This is a genomic window from Emcibacter sp. (assembly GCF_048269205.1).
GTDB lineage: Bacteria > Pseudomonadota > Alphaproteobacteria > Sphingomonadales > Emcibacteraceae > Emcibacter.
Map to the genome: position 1 here is coordinate 104,415 of NZ_JBLXJC010000001.1, position 15,357 is coordinate 119,771.

Consider the following 15,357-nt stretch of genomic DNA (forward strand, 5'->3'; position numbering starts at 1 on the left):
CAAAATCGCCCTATTGGCAGTGATTCAGGGCTGTGATACCGTCAAATCCTAACGGATTATTAACGATTCGATCCTAAACTGCAGGTGTTGAATTGCGCCCGGATGGCGGGTGAAGGGAAAGAATGGCCGGATATGTCGAATTTTTCGATTGTCTCTTTTGATACGTCATTATTGGCGAATTACTATGGTGCGAAGACCAATCTTCGCGTCACTTCCGCCCTGTCTTCCGCCAACTTCAGCACCTCCTCAGGACCGCGGGCGACCGACATTACAACCCCGTGGGATACCGCGGATGAACGTTCCCTCAGCGCCCGTTACAATGAAGTAAGGGACAAACGCAGTTTCATCAACCTGTCTGATGATGAAGTGCAGCTTGCAGGTAGTGACCAGGATGCAAAAGCCCTTTTCGCCCTGTATACGGCGCTGGAAGACCTGAAGACCATTGCTGAATATGCGGCTGCTGATACGACTTCTTCCTCGCTTCTGGAAAAGATCGGTGCAAAATACAGTGAAGGTATGATTGAGGTTCAGGAATATCTTCAGGGCCTCGAACTGGAGAAGCTGACCCTGTTCGCCGGTGAAAAGAAAGCCAATGCCACTACAGAGGTTACCCTCGGCAAGAATACCTATGAATATACCTCTCCCGTCTCCTTTATCGGAACCAAATATTCGGCGATCCCGGGTCTGAATGGAGACGAGGTTTTTACCATAACGGTTGGCGATGGGACCGAAAGTGACGACATTGTGATAGACTTGTCCCAGATCAGCGGGACCGTCAGTATGACAAGTTTGACGAATTATATTAACGGTCAGATTGGGTCCCTCACTAAATTGAACGGCGAGGGCGAAGAAGTCCCGAAATATGACACCGAGTTTAAAATTGAGGAAGTTGAAGACGGCAGGTTTTCCCTGATGATTGACGGGGGCATAGGGGAATCTGTCGCTTTTTCCGCAGCGGTATCCGATCCGACGGTTTATCTTGTGGGGAACACCAGCAAGGGAAGTAGCGGGACCGATACCGCCTCCATTACAAAGCTTAAAGACAATGGAACTTCCGGCAATATCCTGTCGATGACAAATCATGCCGCGACCGACTCGGAAAATCCGCTGCATGAAATCAAGGATGCCGACGGAGAACTGGTTGAACAGGACCCGATTGCCGAACAGACCACAGCTTCGGCTTCTGCGATGGATAGTCAGGGGAACCTCTACGTGCTTGGTACGACGGTGGGGGACCTTGGCTCAAATATCAATGTTGCAGAGACTTCGGACGTCTATCTGAGCAAGTTTGATTCAGTCGGCAATCTGGTCTGGTCGCGCTTGGTGGGAGCAACAGATACGGCAGAGGCCTTTGATATCGCCATTGATGGTGAGGATAACGTGGTTATCGCCGGACAGATTGACAGCGAACTGGAAGACCTGGATATTTTTTCCGGCAAGGATAGTTTTGTCATCAAGTATGACGATAGGGGGACCGAACTCTGGACGCAGCAACTCGATTCAGCAGGGACGGATTCTCCTGCTTCGCTCGCCATCGATGCCAGTGGCAATGTTTATGTCACCGGTGAAATCAGTGGCGCCTACAATGGTAGCGTGACGGCCGGTGGCGGCCAGGACGCTTATGTTATGCAGCTTGACAGCACCACGGGAGCGGTTGCTCAGGTCGCCCAGTTTGGCGGCGCGGGAACCGAAACCGGCCAGGCCATCGCCATTGATGCGGACGGGAATGTTCTGGTAGCTTCCGAGGAAGACGGACAGGCCGTCATCCGGACCTTCGATGCGAACGATCTTTCCAGCCAGCTGTCCAGCCATGTGGTAGGTGATCTTGCCGGTGGCGAGATATCCGATATTGTGATTGACGGCGGCAGTGTTTATCTGGCGGGCACCTCTTCATCCGCCTCTTTTAGCGGCGGCGGTGCAGTGGTCGCAGCCAACAGCGGCGGTCGGGACGGTTTTGTGATTTCCCTGGCCAACAGTGCCGGCAATCTGTCCGCAAACTGGACAACTTTCCTCGGTACGGGGGCGACTGATTCCATCGAAGACCTTACCGTGGCAAATGGTTCTATTTTTGTGGCCGGTACCACCGGCGGCGCCCTGCCGGGTGATACCAAGTCGGGCTATACAGATGCCTTTGCGGCAAAGATCAATGGAAGCACAGGCGCAACGGACTGGGTCCAGCAGGTCGGAGCCGCCGAAAGTTTGTCGGCCGGAGTCGGCATTGGGTTCTCTTCAACAGGCTCCTCCGTGTTGAACTGGCTGGGATTGCCAACTGGAGAGGTTGGCTTTAAGGAAACCCGGGATATTGAAACCCAGACCACGGCCGCTAAGGGTGATTATTTCTATATTTCCGTGAACGACAGAACGCCCCTTAAGATAAAGATTATGGAAGGGGATGATTTCTATGATCTTGCCGAACGCATCAATAAACGGTCGTTTCGTTATCTCAATGCATCCGTGACAACCGGTGACGGCGGACAGCGGCTGAAGATTGCCACAAAAAACGGTGGAACAGTTGAGTTAATCTCTGGAGAAGGATCGCAGGATGCCCTGCGCAAATTGGGGCTGGAGCCGACGAAGGTTCTGTCTTCCGAAGAACTTTTCGACATTGGTGAAGATACGGCCGGAACCGACCCGAATGACCTGGGCGGGGCTTTTGGTCTCGAAATCAAGGACCTGACGCAGATTCGTTCAAAGCAGGAAGCGGAATATATTGCGAACCAGCTGACAAATGCACTGACAACAGTCAGCCGCGCCTACCGTTCCATGTTTTATGATCCCGTAAAGGCGGCGATCCTAAAGGACTCCCAGGCAGCAGGCAATGGCCAGGTGCCGGCCCACCTCACAGCCAAGATTGCCAATTACCAGGCCGGTCTCAACCGCCTTCTTGCCGGCTCCGGATCTTCGGGCGCCGGAGTCCTGTTCTGATTTTTTTCGTCTTGCTGGAAACTGCATAAAAAGATGGCCCCGTTCGGGGCCATTAAAGATCAAATATTTAAGGCAGAGAGAGGCGGAAACAGGTGCTAGGTCCGTTGGGGGGTCGGAAAATGTGCTGTCTCCGCCACTGCTCCAGAGGCATATAATATATTAGCAAATACCGTGCCAAATGTAATAATCCCGGGATTCTGCCGTTTGGGAGGATCGTTGACCTCGTAAAGCCTGTTTCTTTTGCAAATATCATTGCAAATTGCAAAAATAAATTTACACACTCTTATATTGCAAAAGTCTTATAAGCATATATTAACGGCTTGCATACTTTTACGGCGTAAGTTGTAATTCTGATACACTTTGATTTCATGGATACTTGAATGTCGCTTAGGATCATGTCTAGATTCATTCTCCTGCTTTTTTTCGCTGTTGCGGTCCCTTTTTCAGGAATTGCAGAGGAGAAAAAGGGCGAGGGCCAGCAGCTTGGCGAGGAAGTCTATGTTCCGGTTTCCCCGGTCATTATAACCATGTTCAGCCGGGGCCGGCCGGGCGGGGTACTGACTGTGAGTTCTCAGCTCAAAATTACCGATCCGGAAAAGCGGATGGACGCCAGCAAGCAGATGCGCCGGCTTGTCAGCGCCTATACCCAGGAAACCAATCGCCTGGCGTTAAAATATTTTGATATCAACGAGCCAATAAATGTTGCATTATTAAGCAGGGTGTATCAGCGCGCGACCAATCGGGTGCTGAAGCACAAAGAGGCACAAGTATTGATTTCCAATGTGGTTGTTCAGAAACGGTGAGCACACCGCTGGCGGGAATCATGGACCATGGGGGTCGCACTATGAACCAGAATGCGAGTAAGCTGGATACGGATCAGCTTGAGGTGATGCTCAGTGGTGTCAGCCAGGCACAGGTCAATCCGATTGTCGAGGAATTGTTCCGCGATTTTTCGGAGCGGCGCGAGGCCCTTGCCGGGGCCATCGAGACGGGAGACTATACTGCCTGCCGACTTCAGGCGCATAGTCTCAAGGCGCTCAGTCAGACATTTGGTTTCGAGGCATTGTATCAATTGGCCAGAAAGCTTGAAGAAGCCTGCCGAATAAGCGATGATACTGAAATCAGGGAAATTGCTGCAGGTGTGTTTGACCTGATGAGTACTTCCCGACAGGCGCTGAGTGTCTATCTTGAAGAAAAGAAGAGCCTGACAAAGTCAGATAACGCCTGATCCTCCCCGGATTCAGGTTTGGCGCGGACCGGTGTCCCGGACCGTATATAAGATCTTTTGCACCGATCGAAAACAAACGACCGTTTCATAGTTGATGCCGGCCTGTTTTTTGTATAATATCTGTGATGAACCGGGCAGCAGAGGGATTAGTGTCGACATCCTTTTATTCTCAAATTGGGATATTAAGAGAAACAAGGACCGGCGCCGCGCACTGGGAGTGTCTGTAATCAGTCATGTCGCGGAAATCCTGTTATTAGTTGCCCCTTCAACCAAGTAGCGGGTCAATCTAACAATAAATGGGAGGATACATGTCCTATCTGAAATTACTTAAGAATACCTCAGCTCTTATTTCCACTTCCGTTCTGATGACAGGCTTGCAAATGGCGCAGGCCCAGGAAGAAGATGCCATTGTTCTGGAAGAAATTGTCGTAACATCTCAATATCGTGAACAGAGCCTGAGTGACGTGCCGATTTCCGTCAATGTGGTCAGCGGCGCAAAGCTGGAAGAGCAATCCATTGAACGGATGGCCGATCTGCAGTTTGCTGTCCCCAACTTCACCATGGCGGAAAGCGGCATTGGCACCAATGTGTTCATGCGCGGTATCGGCTCCGGTAACAACCAGGGCTTTGAACAGTCCGTGGGTGTCTATGTGGACGGAATCCATCATGGACGCGCCCAGCAGACCAGACAGCCGTTCCTGGATCTGGCGCGGGTCGAGGTTCTGCGCGGTCCGCAGTCCATCTTGTTCGGCAAGAACAGCGTGGCCGGCGCCCTCAACATGACGACGGCAAAGCCGACCGAGGAATTCGAAGGCTATGTCAGCGGCGCTTATGAGTTCGTGGATGTGGCCAAGGAGGTCACCGCCGTATTGTCCGGTCCCCTGTCCGATACCATGCGGGCCAGGATTGCCGGCCGGTACCATGACAAGGACGGCTATATTGACAACCTGACTCTTGACCGCAAGGAACCACAGCAGGAAGACTGGGCGGTGCGCGGTATTCTGGAATGGGATATGTCCGAGGACCTGACCGCCACCTTCAAGGTGGAGCGCAGCGCCTTTGATGTGGTGGGACGCAATATTGAAATTGCCAATGAACTGCCCGCGGAAGCAGAGCTTGCTCCAGGGGTGCCAAATGCTTTTGCCGGTCTATATTATTCGCAGATTCTGGTCGGTGCCTTTGGTCAGGATCCTTCAGTGCTGAATAACACGCTGGATGGTCAGCGCAGCGCCAATGGTGACTGGAGTAATAATGACGCCACCGAAGCGGTCATGACCCTCAATTATGCCATCGGCGATCATATGCTGGAAAGTGTCACCGGTTATTCAAAATTCAAATATGACGAAGTCTGTGACTGTGATTTTACCGGGGCTAACGTCTTTTCCCTGCCGATCCAGGAAGAATATAAGCAATTTTCCCAGGAAATTCGCCTGACTTCCCCGGGCGGGGAAACCATCGATTATATTGTTGGTGCTTATTTCCAAACCAGCGACCATGATTTCAGCGATGATTTCACTTTGGATCAGAATTCTGTCCTCGTGCCTGCTCTGAATGGTAATCCGGCCCTGGCTGGTTTTGCACCATTGTTCGGCGCTCTGGGTGTGACCGGCGCAGGTGATCTCCTGTCCGACACCATCACCCAGCGCGAGGCCCACGTGGATGCGGATGTCTATTCCGCCTTTGCCCAGCTGACCTGGAATATTAATGAACAATTCTCCCTGCAACTGGGGGGACGAATTACTCATGAGAAGAAAAGTGGTGATAAAGATATTTGGGTGACAAATATCGACGGTTCTGAACTTACCGGCGCCAAGCAAATTGCACCGGATTTCAGTGGCCTGGTATTTGACCTTGCGGCTTCCAACAGGGTTGCCGGAAATTTGGAAGAGGTCTTGACTCCCCTTGTAGGTCCGGCTTTCGCTGCAGGCCTGGCGGCCGGCTTTGACCCGGTGTTCCTCGGACAGGCTGCTTACTTGGGAGATTACCCGGTGACCGGCGAGCGTAGCGAAACCAAGTTTACGCCTGATATCAAGTTGCAATATCGCCCGAATGACGATGTCATGCTCTATGCCAGCTTCGCTACCGGCAGCAAATCCGGCGGCTATGATTTTCGCTCCAACTTCAAATCCTTCTATGTAGATATGGAAGATGCCTTTGAGTTTGAGGATGAGAAAGCCACCAACTATGAAGTTGGCGGCAAGCTGACCCTTGCGGACGGGGCGGCTGAATTGAACTTTGCCGGTTTCTATACCGAGTATGAAGATCTCCAGGTCTCTATTTTTGACGGCAAGCTCGGCTTTAACGTCGGCAACGCCGGTCAGGCAGAGGCCCTGGGCTTCGAGCTGGATGGCCGCTGGCAGGTTGCGGAAGGTTTGACACTCTCCGGCTCTCTGGCCTATCTGGATTTCGAGTTTACGGATTATCCTAACGGACAGTGTTATTTCGGACAGACACCATTTGGTCCTGCAGCAGCTGACGGATTATGTGACTATACAGGAGAAACCAACCAGTTGGCGTCCGAATGGCAGGGATCAGTCGGAATCGATCACACCATGGATTTGACTGACGCTTTGGTGCTAAACACTAATGTGAACATGTTCTTTACGAGTGAATATCATGCCTCGGCCAACTTGAATCCAAATTTGGTTCAGGATGGCTTTGCCAAGCTTAATGCCCGTATCGCCCTGACTGATCCGGACGGTACCTGGGAACTGGCGGTGCTTGGCCAGAACCTGACCGATAAGAAAACCCAGCTGTTCGGTGGCGAATCTCCTCTGGCCGGGAGCACATTTAGGGCTCAGTCCACCTATATCTTCCTGAGTCAGGGCCGTACCATTATGGTCCAGGGCACCTATAACTTCTAGGGTTCCCGGAACTGAACAAGAAAAGGCGGGATATTTCCCGCCTTTTTTATTGTCTTTAATTAAGATGTTTCTAGTGGGCTTCATCCCAGTTGTCGCCCACGCCGCAATCGACGATCAGCGGCACGGAGATCTCCATCGCCGGCAGGGCGGCCTGTTCCATAATTTCCTTTACCACCGGGATGGTTTCATCGATTTCCCCTTCGGGGACCTCAAAGACCAGTTCGTCATGGACCTGCAACAGCATTCTGGCGTTCAGCTTTGCCTTTTTCAATGCTTCCGGCATGCGGATCATGGCCCGGCGGATGATGTCGGCGGCCGATCCCTGAAGGGGCGCATTAATGGCGGCCCGCTCGCCAAAGGCCCGGCGCATGCCGTTCTTGTCATTGATGCTGCTGATATGGCACTTGCGGCCGAAAACAGTCTCCACATATCCGTGCTTGCGGCAAAAGTCCTTGGTATCCTCCATATAGGAGCGGATACCGGGGAACTTCTCGAAATAGGCGTCGATGTAATCCTTGGCTTCGCCCTTGGAAATGCCAAGCTGACGGGCAAGCCCGAAGGCGCTGATACCATAGATGATGCCGAAGTTGATGGCCTTGGCCCGGCGCCGGACGATCGGGTCCATGCCTTTGATCGGCACACCGAACACCTCGCTGGCGGTGAGTGCGTGAATATCGATCCCATCGTTGAAGGCATCCTTGAGGCTTTGCATCCCGGCAACATGAGCCAATAGCCGGAGTTCGATCTGGCTATAGTCGGCGGCCAGGAACTTGTGTCCTTCCTTAGGAATGAAGGCCTGGCGAATCTTGCGGCCCTCTTCCGTCCTGATCGGGATATTCTGCAGGTTCGGATCGTTGGAACTCAGGCGTCCCGTGGTCGTGGACGCCAGTGAATAGCTGGTATGAATACGTCCCGTGACCGGGTCGATCTGGGTTTGCAGGGCGTCGGTATAGGTGCTTTTCAGTTTGGCCAGTTGCCGCCAGTCAAGAACACGTTCCGGCAGTTCATGACCCTCTACGGCGAGTTTTTCCAGAACATCCGCACCGGTACCCCAGGCGCCGGTCTTGCTTTTCTTGCCGCCCTCGAAGCCCATTTCATCAAACAGGATCTCACCCAATTGTTTCGGTGACGCAATATTAAATTCCCGCCCGGCAAGCTTGTGAATTTCCTTTTCCAGCACGGCCAGCCGTTCGGCAAAATCATTGGACAGGCGGTTCAGGGTCTGCCGGTCCACAAGAATGCCTTCCTTTTCCATATTGGCGAGGACGGGCACCATGGGCCGCTCAAGGGTCTCGTAAACCTTGACCATATGCTCATGCACCAGTCTCGGTTTAAGGATCCGGTGCAGGCGGCCGGTAATGTCCGCATCTTCGGCCGCATAATCGGTCGCTTTGTCAAGGGGCACCTTGTCAAAGGTGATCTGCTTTTTGCCGGTACCGCAGACTTCCTTGAAGGGAATGGTTTTATGGCCCAGATGCAGTTCCGACAGTTCATCCATGCCGTGGCCGTTGCGGCCGGCATCCAGGGCATAGGACATCAGCATGGTGTCGTCCAGCGGATGAATGTGAATACCGTGCTTGGCCAGGATCAGATAATCATATTTGATATTCTGGCCGATTTTCAGAACAGCCGGATTTTCCAGCAATGGCTTGAGAAGGTCCAGCGCTTCCTTGAAATCAATTTGTTCCGGACCCGTATCATCACCCAGATCCAGTTCTCCGTCATTGCCGGACACATGTCCAAGCGGGATATAACAGGCCCTGCCGCTCTCCACACTGAGGGAGACCCCCACCAGTTTTGCCCGCATGGCATCCAGCGAGGTGGTTTCCGTATCAACGGCCACCTGGCGGGATCGTTCCGCTAGCGTAATCCATTTTTTCAGGGATTCTATATCTGTTACGGACTCGTAATTTTCTTCACCCGGTGCCGGTTCCGCGGTCGGTGAGGCTGCGGCAGGATCGCTGTTTCCCATGAAGGACAGGATCTTGGTCTGCAGGGACCGGAACTCCATGTCTTCCAGGAACGGCATTACCGAGTCGGCGTCAATGTCCTTCACCCGGAAGCTGTCCAGATCCGGCAAATCCGGTACGTCCCGCTTCAGGGTCACCAGATCCCGGCTGATGCGGGCCAGTTCTGCATTTTCCAGAAGTTTTTCCCGCCGCTTGGGTTGCTTGATTTCACCTGCCCGCTCAAGCAGTTCATCCAGGGTGCCATATTCATCCAGAAGCTGGGCGGCGGTTTTGACCCCAATACCGGGCACACCGGGAACATTATCGGCGCTGTCACCGGCCAGGGCCTGAATCTCGACAACTTTGTCGGGACCGTGGCCGAATTTTTCAATCACCTGCTCGACCCCGATTTCCTTGTTCTTCATGCTGTCAAACAGGAAAACCTTGTCGGTGATCAGTTGCATCAGGTCTTTGTCGGAAGACACGATGCTGACCTCAAATCCCTTTTTTTCCGCTTCGGTGGCATAGGTGGCGATGATGTCATCCGCTTCATAGCCGTCGCTGTCTATGGCGGGGACATTAAAGGCTTTTACCGCTTCCCGGATCAGCGGAAACTGGGGAACAAGGTCTTCGGGTGCCGGCGGCCGGTGCGCCTTGTAGTCGGGATAGATGTCATTGCGGAAGGTTTTGCGTCCGGCATCAAATATGACCGCCAGGTGAGTCGGCCGTTCGTTGTCGTCCAGGTCCTTCAACAGCTTGAACAGCATGTTGCAGAAGCCCATGACCGCATTGACCGGTGTGCCGTCATGCCGGGTCAGCGGCGGCAGGGCGTGGTAGGCGCGAAAAATAAAACCCGATCCATCGACCAGATAAAGATGCTCGGGTTTTTGATCTGCCATTAATTGTCCCTGTCGGAGAAAGTGATGTGTATCAGTGCGGCCGATTTAGCTTTTCAGCACATATTCCCGGCTGCAATAGGGGCAGACAACATTGGTCTTGCTGCCCATTTCCAGAAAAACCTGGGGGTGGCCGAGGGCGCCGCCGCCACCGTTGCAGGCAACGCGTTTCTTGTCGGTCTCGATGATTTCATGGGCAGTTGCCGGGTTTGAGGCAGCGGCCTGTGTCTGTTCAGTCATGAAAGGGCTCCGTCCGTGAATTCCTTAGTGATGGCAACCGGTTCAGTCCGCGGGGCCGGGAAATCCGGAAAGATTTCTCATTGACCGCCGGAAGGCCGGATGCTACCGATATCTGTTCGTATCAGAATTAACGTTCAGCGGTACATTTAACAAGAGATTTTTAGCCTCCGGGGCCGTGAATCTCTGTAAAATTTGAATTTCGGGATTGCGCCTTTTGTCAGTTCAAAATCCACATTCAGAAACTTTTGCCGATGCAGCGATTGAAATCCGCGGCCTTGAAAAAACCTATGCAGGCGGCAAGCAGGCCCTTAAGGGTATCGATCTGACCATACCCCGGGGATCTATTTTCGGGCTTCTGGGGCCCAATGGCGCCGGCAAATCCACCACCATCAACATCCTTGCCGGCCTGGTCCGCAAGACGGCCGGCAGCGCCCGGATCTGGGGCTTTGATATTGATGAACATCCCCGCAACGCCAAGGCGTCCATCGGTATCGTCCCCCAGGAAGTCTATTTTGACGCCTTCTTCACGCCGCGGGAGATGCTGGAGTTCCAGGCCGGATATTACAACATTCCCGCTGCACAGCGCCGCAGTGACGAGATTCTTGAAATCCTCCATCTGTCGGACAAGGCCAATGTCTATTCCCGAACCCTGTCCGGCGGCATGAAGCGCCGGCTTCTGGTGGGCAAGGCCATGGTTCACAGCCCGCCGATCCTGGTGCTGGACGAACCCACGGCCGGTGTGGATGTGGAATTGCGCCAGCAGCTCTGGGAATATGTGCGCGAGTTGCATGAAAGCGGTGTGACCATTGTTCTGACCACCCATTATCTGGAGGAAGCGGAAGAACTGTGCGACCAGATCGCCATCATCAACCAGGGAGAACTGGTTACCTGCGATACGACACCGAATCTGCTCAGGCAGCTGGACGAAAAACTTCTGATTATCCGGCCGACGCAAGCTCTTTCAGCCATACCGCCCTCTTTCGCCGATCTGAATGCGTCGCTCAATGATGAAGGGGAGTTGCTGATCCATTTCAGTCCAAGTAGCATAACCGTCGGGCAGATCCTGGAACGGGCGCACCGGGACAATATTGGAATCAGTGATCTTTCCACCCGGGAAAGCGATCTCGAGGACATATTCCTGCAGCTGACCCGGGCCCGGCAGGCCGAAGACTAGGCGCCGGGCGGTGGAAGGATTCAGGGGGAAAACGGTCAAAGGACTGATAAATGTCTAAGGAAAAATTTGAATTTGATGTGCTGGTGATCGGCAGCGGAGCGGCCGGTCTGACGCTTGCACTCAAGGCTGCGGACAAGGCCCGTGTGGCGGTTCTGTCAAAATCGAAGCTGAGCGACGGCAGCACCAGCTGGGCCCAGGGCGGTATTGCCGCCGTCCAGCATGACAAGGATACGCTGGAATCTCATATCGAGGACACCATGGTGGCCGGGGCTGGACTCTGCCACCGGGATGCGGTCTCCTATATTGTCGAGCGCGGCCCCAAAGCCATCAACTGGCTTGTGGAGCAGGGTGTTGAATTTACGCGGCGGGAAAATAACGGCAAGGGCCGCGATACTTTCATGGAACGGGAATTTCACCTGACCCAGGAAGGCGGGCACTCCCATCGGCGCATCCTGCACTCGGCGGATGCCACGGGCAAGGAAATCCAGATGTCCCTCGAGGAACAGGCCCGGGCCCATCCAAATATTACCCTGTTTGAAAATCATGTGGCGGTGGATCTTGTCAGTGACAAGAATCCGGATCCCAGCCTGCGGAAATGTATCGGCGCCTATATCCTGGACACCGACAGAGGTCTTGTGGATGTATTCCAGGCCAAAACAACGGTGCTGGCCACCGGCGGCGCCAGCCGGGTGTATCTCTATACCTCCAATCCGGACGGGTCCACCGGCGACGGTATTGCCCTGGCCTGGCGCTTCGGCTGCCGTGTCGCCAATATGGAATTCAACCAGTTCCATCCCACCTGTCTTTATCATTCCGAGGCCAGAACCTTCCTGCTGACCGAGGCGTTGCGCGGGGAAGGCGCCTACCTTCGGCTGTCGAATGGTGAACGCTTCATGCCGCGATTTGACGAGCGGGCGGAACTTGCCCCCCGTGACATTGTTGCCCGGGCCATTGACCATGAAATGAAACGCCTGGGGGAAGCCTGTGTCTATCTGGACATTACCCACAAGGACCCGGAATTTGTCAAAGGTCATTTCCCGACCATCTATGAACGCTGCCTGAAGCTGGGTTATGACATGACCCAGCAGCCGATCCCGGTGGTGCCGGCCGCTCATTATACCTGCGGCGGGGTGATGACCGATCTGCATGGCCGAACTGATGTCACCAATCTCTATGCCATTGGTGAAGTGACCCATACCGGGTTGCACGGCGCCAATCGCATGGCCAGCAACTCGCTTCTGGAATGTGTGGTCATGGCCAACGCGGCGGCAGAGGATATTCTGGCCAAGATAGAGTCCATCGATGAAACCGTCGCCATAAAACCCTGGGATGAATCCCGGGTGACGGACTCCGACGAGGAAGTGGTGGTGAGCCATAACTGGAATGAACTACGTCATTTCATGTGGGACTATGTGGGGATTGTGCGGACCACCCGCCGGCTCGAACGGGCCCAGCGCCGCATCGACATGCTGGCGGCGGAAATTCGCGAATATTACAGCTTTTTCCGGGTCACGCCGGATCTTCTGGAGCTTCGCAACCTGGTGACGGTGGCCAATTTGATCATCCGTTCTGCCCTGCAGCGCACTGAAAGCCGGGGATTGCACTATACCCTGGATTATCCGGACCCGGACCCGGACCTGGAAGGTGTGGATACCATTCTCAAACCGCCGCGCCGTCCGGTGTTGCGATAAAATCCGGACAGCATGAATAAAAAAGGCCCCGTATATACGGGGCCTTTCTGTCAGTTTCTACGGCTTCCGGAGAAACTGCCGAGTCCTGTATCAAACCTTAGAAGTTATAAACAAGGCCGGTCAGGATCTGCAGGTTTGTCATGTCTGCCTCATAGTCTGTATAGGCGACAGTAGCGCGCATGCCGAGGTTTTCGCTGAAGGCATATTCGGCGCCAACACCGAAACGAATGCCGTCCAGGTCAGAGGACTCTTCCTCGTTGCCCAGATGAGCTGTCAGACGGGCATTTTCATAACCGACAAAGGCGAAGCCGAGAATATTGCCTTCTGCACCCAGGGTTGTACCGATGGTGGCGTCAAGGCCCAGCTGACGTCCGGCGTCAATGGAGGCACCTTCTTCACCGAGGGATGCTGTAGATTCACCAACGCGGGCTTCCAGGCCAAGAACCAGGCTACTGGCCATCTGCTGGCGGTAGCCGGCAAACAGGCCATAGGCCAGACCGTTCGCACCGATGTCAATTCCTTCGACGTCCCAACTCAGGTCATTGTAACCAACTTCAACACCTGCATAGGTGCCGGTAAAACGCTGGTTCTCCTGAGCGTGAGCAGAAGCTGAACCGAGCAGCAAAGCTGCACTAGCAACGGCAAGAATTGTCTTTTTCATGAAATTTCCTCTGATTTGTTGAAATATTATTCTGTTTTATGTCGGTAGTGGTCGACAGACTGGAATATCGTTTCCAGATATGTACTTTCAAGCAAATAAAAGTAAAAATAGTGTTAAAGCAATATATTACACACCTTTTATTTGTGAAAGATAAGTCGGGATCTATTGCGTAAATGTGGCACAAATGAGGGATGTCAGAAATATTTTGGAAAATATTGAATTATGACAAAATATTATTTGTTAACTGTATGCTGGCTCATGGACAGGGGGTTTTTAAAAAAAAAGCCCTCCCCTGAGGGGGAGGATGAGGGGAGGAAGGGGAGGGCTTTGCGGGGGTCGGTGCGGGTCTAGAAATCCAAGACAAAACCGGCTGTGCCTTCGATGTTGCTGACGTCCTCTTCATAGTCCGTATAGGCAACAGTCGTCCTGAGGCTCATATTGTCGGAAAGGGCGAATTCCGCACCGCCGCCGACCCGGACACCATCCAGATCGGTGCTCTCTTCTTCATCCAGGAAGCTGGCGGTAAGGCGGGCGTTTTCATATCCGGCAAAGGCGAAGAGCAGGACCTGCTCCGCTGTCCCCACGGTTGTACCGATCAGGGCATCAACGCCGACCTGGCGATCAAAGTCCAGGGAGGCATCATCATCGCCGATGCTGGCTTCGGAATCCTTGTAGTGACCTTCCAGGCCGACGACCAGGCCACTGGAAGTCTGCTGACGGAAACCGGCAAAGCCGCCATAGTTCAGTCCGTCTGCATCAATGTCGAAGTCCAGGTCCTCATTCTTGTATTTGACCTCGTTATAGCCGGCTTCACCACCTGCATAGAATCCGTCGAAATGGCCGTCATCGGCAAGGGCGGGGACGGAAGCGGACAAAAGAAGAGCGCCTGAAAGTGTAAGAATTTTGCTGTTCATATCTATACCTCTGAGTTGTTCATCATTTTAACCGGCTGCGGGAGACTTCAGTCACAGCGTCGATGCAGAACCGATGAGCCTATTGTTAGGTCTTCGTGGATAAAATGTATGTAGGAAGGGAGTGAGGTCACTATAAACAGAGGATAAAATTTCGATTTAAGTATATGATATAAAATATGAAATAGATTTATATCTAGACCAGTTTGATCAGCTTGCGGTCGAAAAACTTCAGCAGATTGTCCAGGTCATGACCGCGTTTCAGGACTTTGCCCTGGGCGGAGAGAATGGAAAAGGCGCCCTGTTTCTTGCGCAGGGCCGGGTTTTTGACAATTTCGTAAACGGGGCGTTCACTGGCGTTGCGGTAGAAAGCGATGCTGGCGATTTCCCGCCCCGGACTCATGGCATAATCCTTCCACTGGCCCGCGGCCACCATGCGGCCGTAGACGTTCAGGATGGCCTGCATTTCCTGCATGGTGAAAAAAATCTGTGACGGTGCCTGCCCGGATCCGGCGCCCTGAAAGGGAATGACTGTGGGAGTCTGTTCGCTCATGTCATAAAGGATGAGGATTTTTGGCCCTGAATGCAAGTCTCATATGAACGGTTCGTGTGGGTCCCGATAAAAAATGCCCCAAAATTGCCCAGATTCCATCTCACTCGCGCCCTATTCCCCTTCTACTCTTGGAAACTGCTAAATCCCCTCGGCCAGTTATCCGGATTGAACGTCATCTTACTACCCCTTACACCCTGTTTCAGTCCGATAACTGGCTTCTTTTTTCAGCGCTTCTTTATTTCCCGGCAAACTGCTATTGTTTTTC

At 53.3% G+C, this 15,357-nt stretch carries 11 protein-coding genes; 6 read left to right on the forward strand and 5 right to left on the reverse strand.

Annotated elements, in window-relative coordinates:
- The first annotated feature begins 132 nt into the window (after positions 1 to 132).
- From ACN0YD_RS00500 to ACN0YD_RS00515, 4 genes are all read left to right on the forward strand, one after another.
- Entirely contained in the window at positions 133 to 2,925 is a 2,793-nt protein-coding gene (locus tag ACN0YD_RS00500) for an SBBP repeat-containing protein (RefSeq protein WP_417316677.1), read from the forward strand.
- Positions 2,926 to 3,320: 395 nt separating this feature from the next.
- Positions 3,321 to 3,728 (forward strand): hypothetical protein, encoded by a 408-nt coding sequence (locus ACN0YD_RS00505; protein WP_417316678.1) that lies wholly within the window; start codon positions 3,321 to 3,323, stop codon positions 3,726 to 3,728.
- A gap of 41 nt (positions 3,729 to 3,769) precedes the next feature.
- Positions 3,770 to 4,153 carry an Hpt domain-containing protein gene (locus ACN0YD_RS00510; RefSeq protein WP_417316679.1) on the forward strand — a complete coding sequence of 128 codons (384 nt, stop codon included), beginning with the start codon at positions 3,770 to 3,772 and terminating at the stop codon, positions 4,151 to 4,153.
- 308 nt (positions 4,154 to 4,461) lie between these two features.
- Entirely contained in the window at positions 4,462 to 7,017 is a 2,556-nt protein-coding gene (locus tag ACN0YD_RS00515) for a TonB-dependent receptor (protein ID WP_417316680.1), read from the forward strand.
- 70 nt (positions 7,018 to 7,087) lie between these two features.
- Here ACN0YD_RS00515 and polA read toward each other — a convergent pair whose 3' ends face one another.
- Positions 7,088 to 9,865 (reverse strand): DNA polymerase I, encoded by a 2,778-nt coding sequence (gene polA / locus ACN0YD_RS00520; protein ID WP_417316681.1) that lies wholly within the window; start codon positions 9,863 to 9,865, stop codon positions 7,088 to 7,090.
- A gap of 45 nt (positions 9,866 to 9,910) precedes the next feature.
- A complete protein-coding gene (locus ACN0YD_RS00525) occupies positions 9,911 to 10,102 on the reverse strand; it encodes a zinc-finger domain-containing protein (RefSeq protein ID WP_417316682.1) in 192 nt (63 codons plus the stop codon).
- Between the two features lie 214 nt (positions 10,103 to 10,316).
- On the opposite strand from ACN0YD_RS00525, the gene ACN0YD_RS00530 reads away from it, so the two are divergent.
- Together ACN0YD_RS00530 and nadB are read left to right on the forward strand one after the other, a co-directional pair.
- Entirely contained in the window at positions 10,317 to 11,276 is a 960-nt protein-coding gene (locus ACN0YD_RS00530) for an ABC transporter ATP-binding protein (protein ID WP_417316683.1), read from the forward strand.
- 50 nt (positions 11,277 to 11,326) lie between these two features.
- Positions 11,327 to 12,967, forward strand: a complete 1,641-nt coding sequence (gene nadB / locus ACN0YD_RS00535) for an L-aspartate oxidase (protein ID WP_417316684.1) — start codon at positions 11,327 to 11,329, stop codon at positions 12,965 to 12,967.
- Between the two features lie 97 nt (positions 12,968 to 13,064).
- On the opposite strand, the gene ACN0YD_RS00540 is transcribed toward nadB, so the two are convergent.
- From ACN0YD_RS00540 to ACN0YD_RS00550, 3 genes are all read right to left on the reverse strand, one after another.
- Positions 13,065 to 13,628, reverse strand: a complete 564-nt coding sequence (locus ACN0YD_RS00540; RefSeq protein ID WP_417316685.1) for a porin family protein — start codon at positions 13,626 to 13,628, stop codon at positions 13,065 to 13,067.
- 347 nt (positions 13,629 to 13,975) lie between these two features.
- Positions 13,976 to 14,542 (reverse strand): porin family protein, encoded by a 567-nt coding sequence (locus tag ACN0YD_RS00545; RefSeq protein ID WP_417316686.1) that lies wholly within the window; start codon positions 14,540 to 14,542, stop codon positions 13,976 to 13,978.
- A gap of 193 nt (positions 14,543 to 14,735) precedes the next feature.
- On the reverse strand, positions 14,736 to 15,092 hold the full coding sequence (locus ACN0YD_RS00550) for a DUF2794 domain-containing protein (protein WP_417316687.1): 357 nt from the start codon (positions 15,090 to 15,092) through the stop codon (positions 14,736 to 14,738).
- Between the last annotated feature and the right edge of the window lie 265 nt (positions 15,093 to 15,357).

Bases quoted from the DNA above. Each gene is read 5' to 3' on its own strand.
- ACN0YD_RS00510 (WP_417316679.1), top strand. From the start codon at position 3,770: ATGAACCAGAATGCGAGTAAGCTGGATACGGATCAGCTTGAGGTGATG.
- polA (WP_417316681.1), bottom strand. From the start codon at position 9,865: ATGGCAGATCAAAAACCCGAGCATCTTTATCTGGTCGATGGATCGGGT.
- ACN0YD_RS00545 (WP_417316686.1), bottom strand. From the start codon at position 14,542: ATGAACAGCAAAATTCTTACACTTTCAGGCGCTCTTCTTTTGTCCGCT.
- ACN0YD_RS00525 (WP_417316682.1), bottom strand. From the start codon at position 10,102: ATGACTGAACAGACACAGGCCGCTGCCTCAAACCCGGCAACTGCCCAT.
- ACN0YD_RS00505 (WP_417316678.1), top strand. From the start codon at position 3,321: ATGTCTAGATTCATTCTCCTGCTTTTTTTCGCTGTTGCGGTCCCTTTT.
- nadB (WP_417316684.1), top strand. From the start codon at position 11,327: ATGTCTAAGGAAAAATTTGAATTTGATGTGCTGGTGATCGGCAGCGGA.
- ACN0YD_RS00500 (WP_417316677.1), top strand. From the start codon at position 133: ATGTCGAATTTTTCGATTGTCTCTTTTGATACGTCATTATTGGCGAAT.
- ACN0YD_RS00550 (WP_417316687.1), bottom strand. From the start codon at position 15,092: ATGAGCGAACAGACTCCCACAGTCATTCCCTTTCAGGGCGCCGGATCC.
- ACN0YD_RS00540 (WP_417316685.1), bottom strand. From the start codon at position 13,628: ATGAAAAAGACAATTCTTGCCGTTGCTAGTGCAGCTTTGCTGCTCGGT.
- ACN0YD_RS00515 (WP_417316680.1), top strand. From the start codon at position 4,462: ATGTCCTATCTGAAATTACTTAAGAATACCTCAGCTCTTATTTCCACT.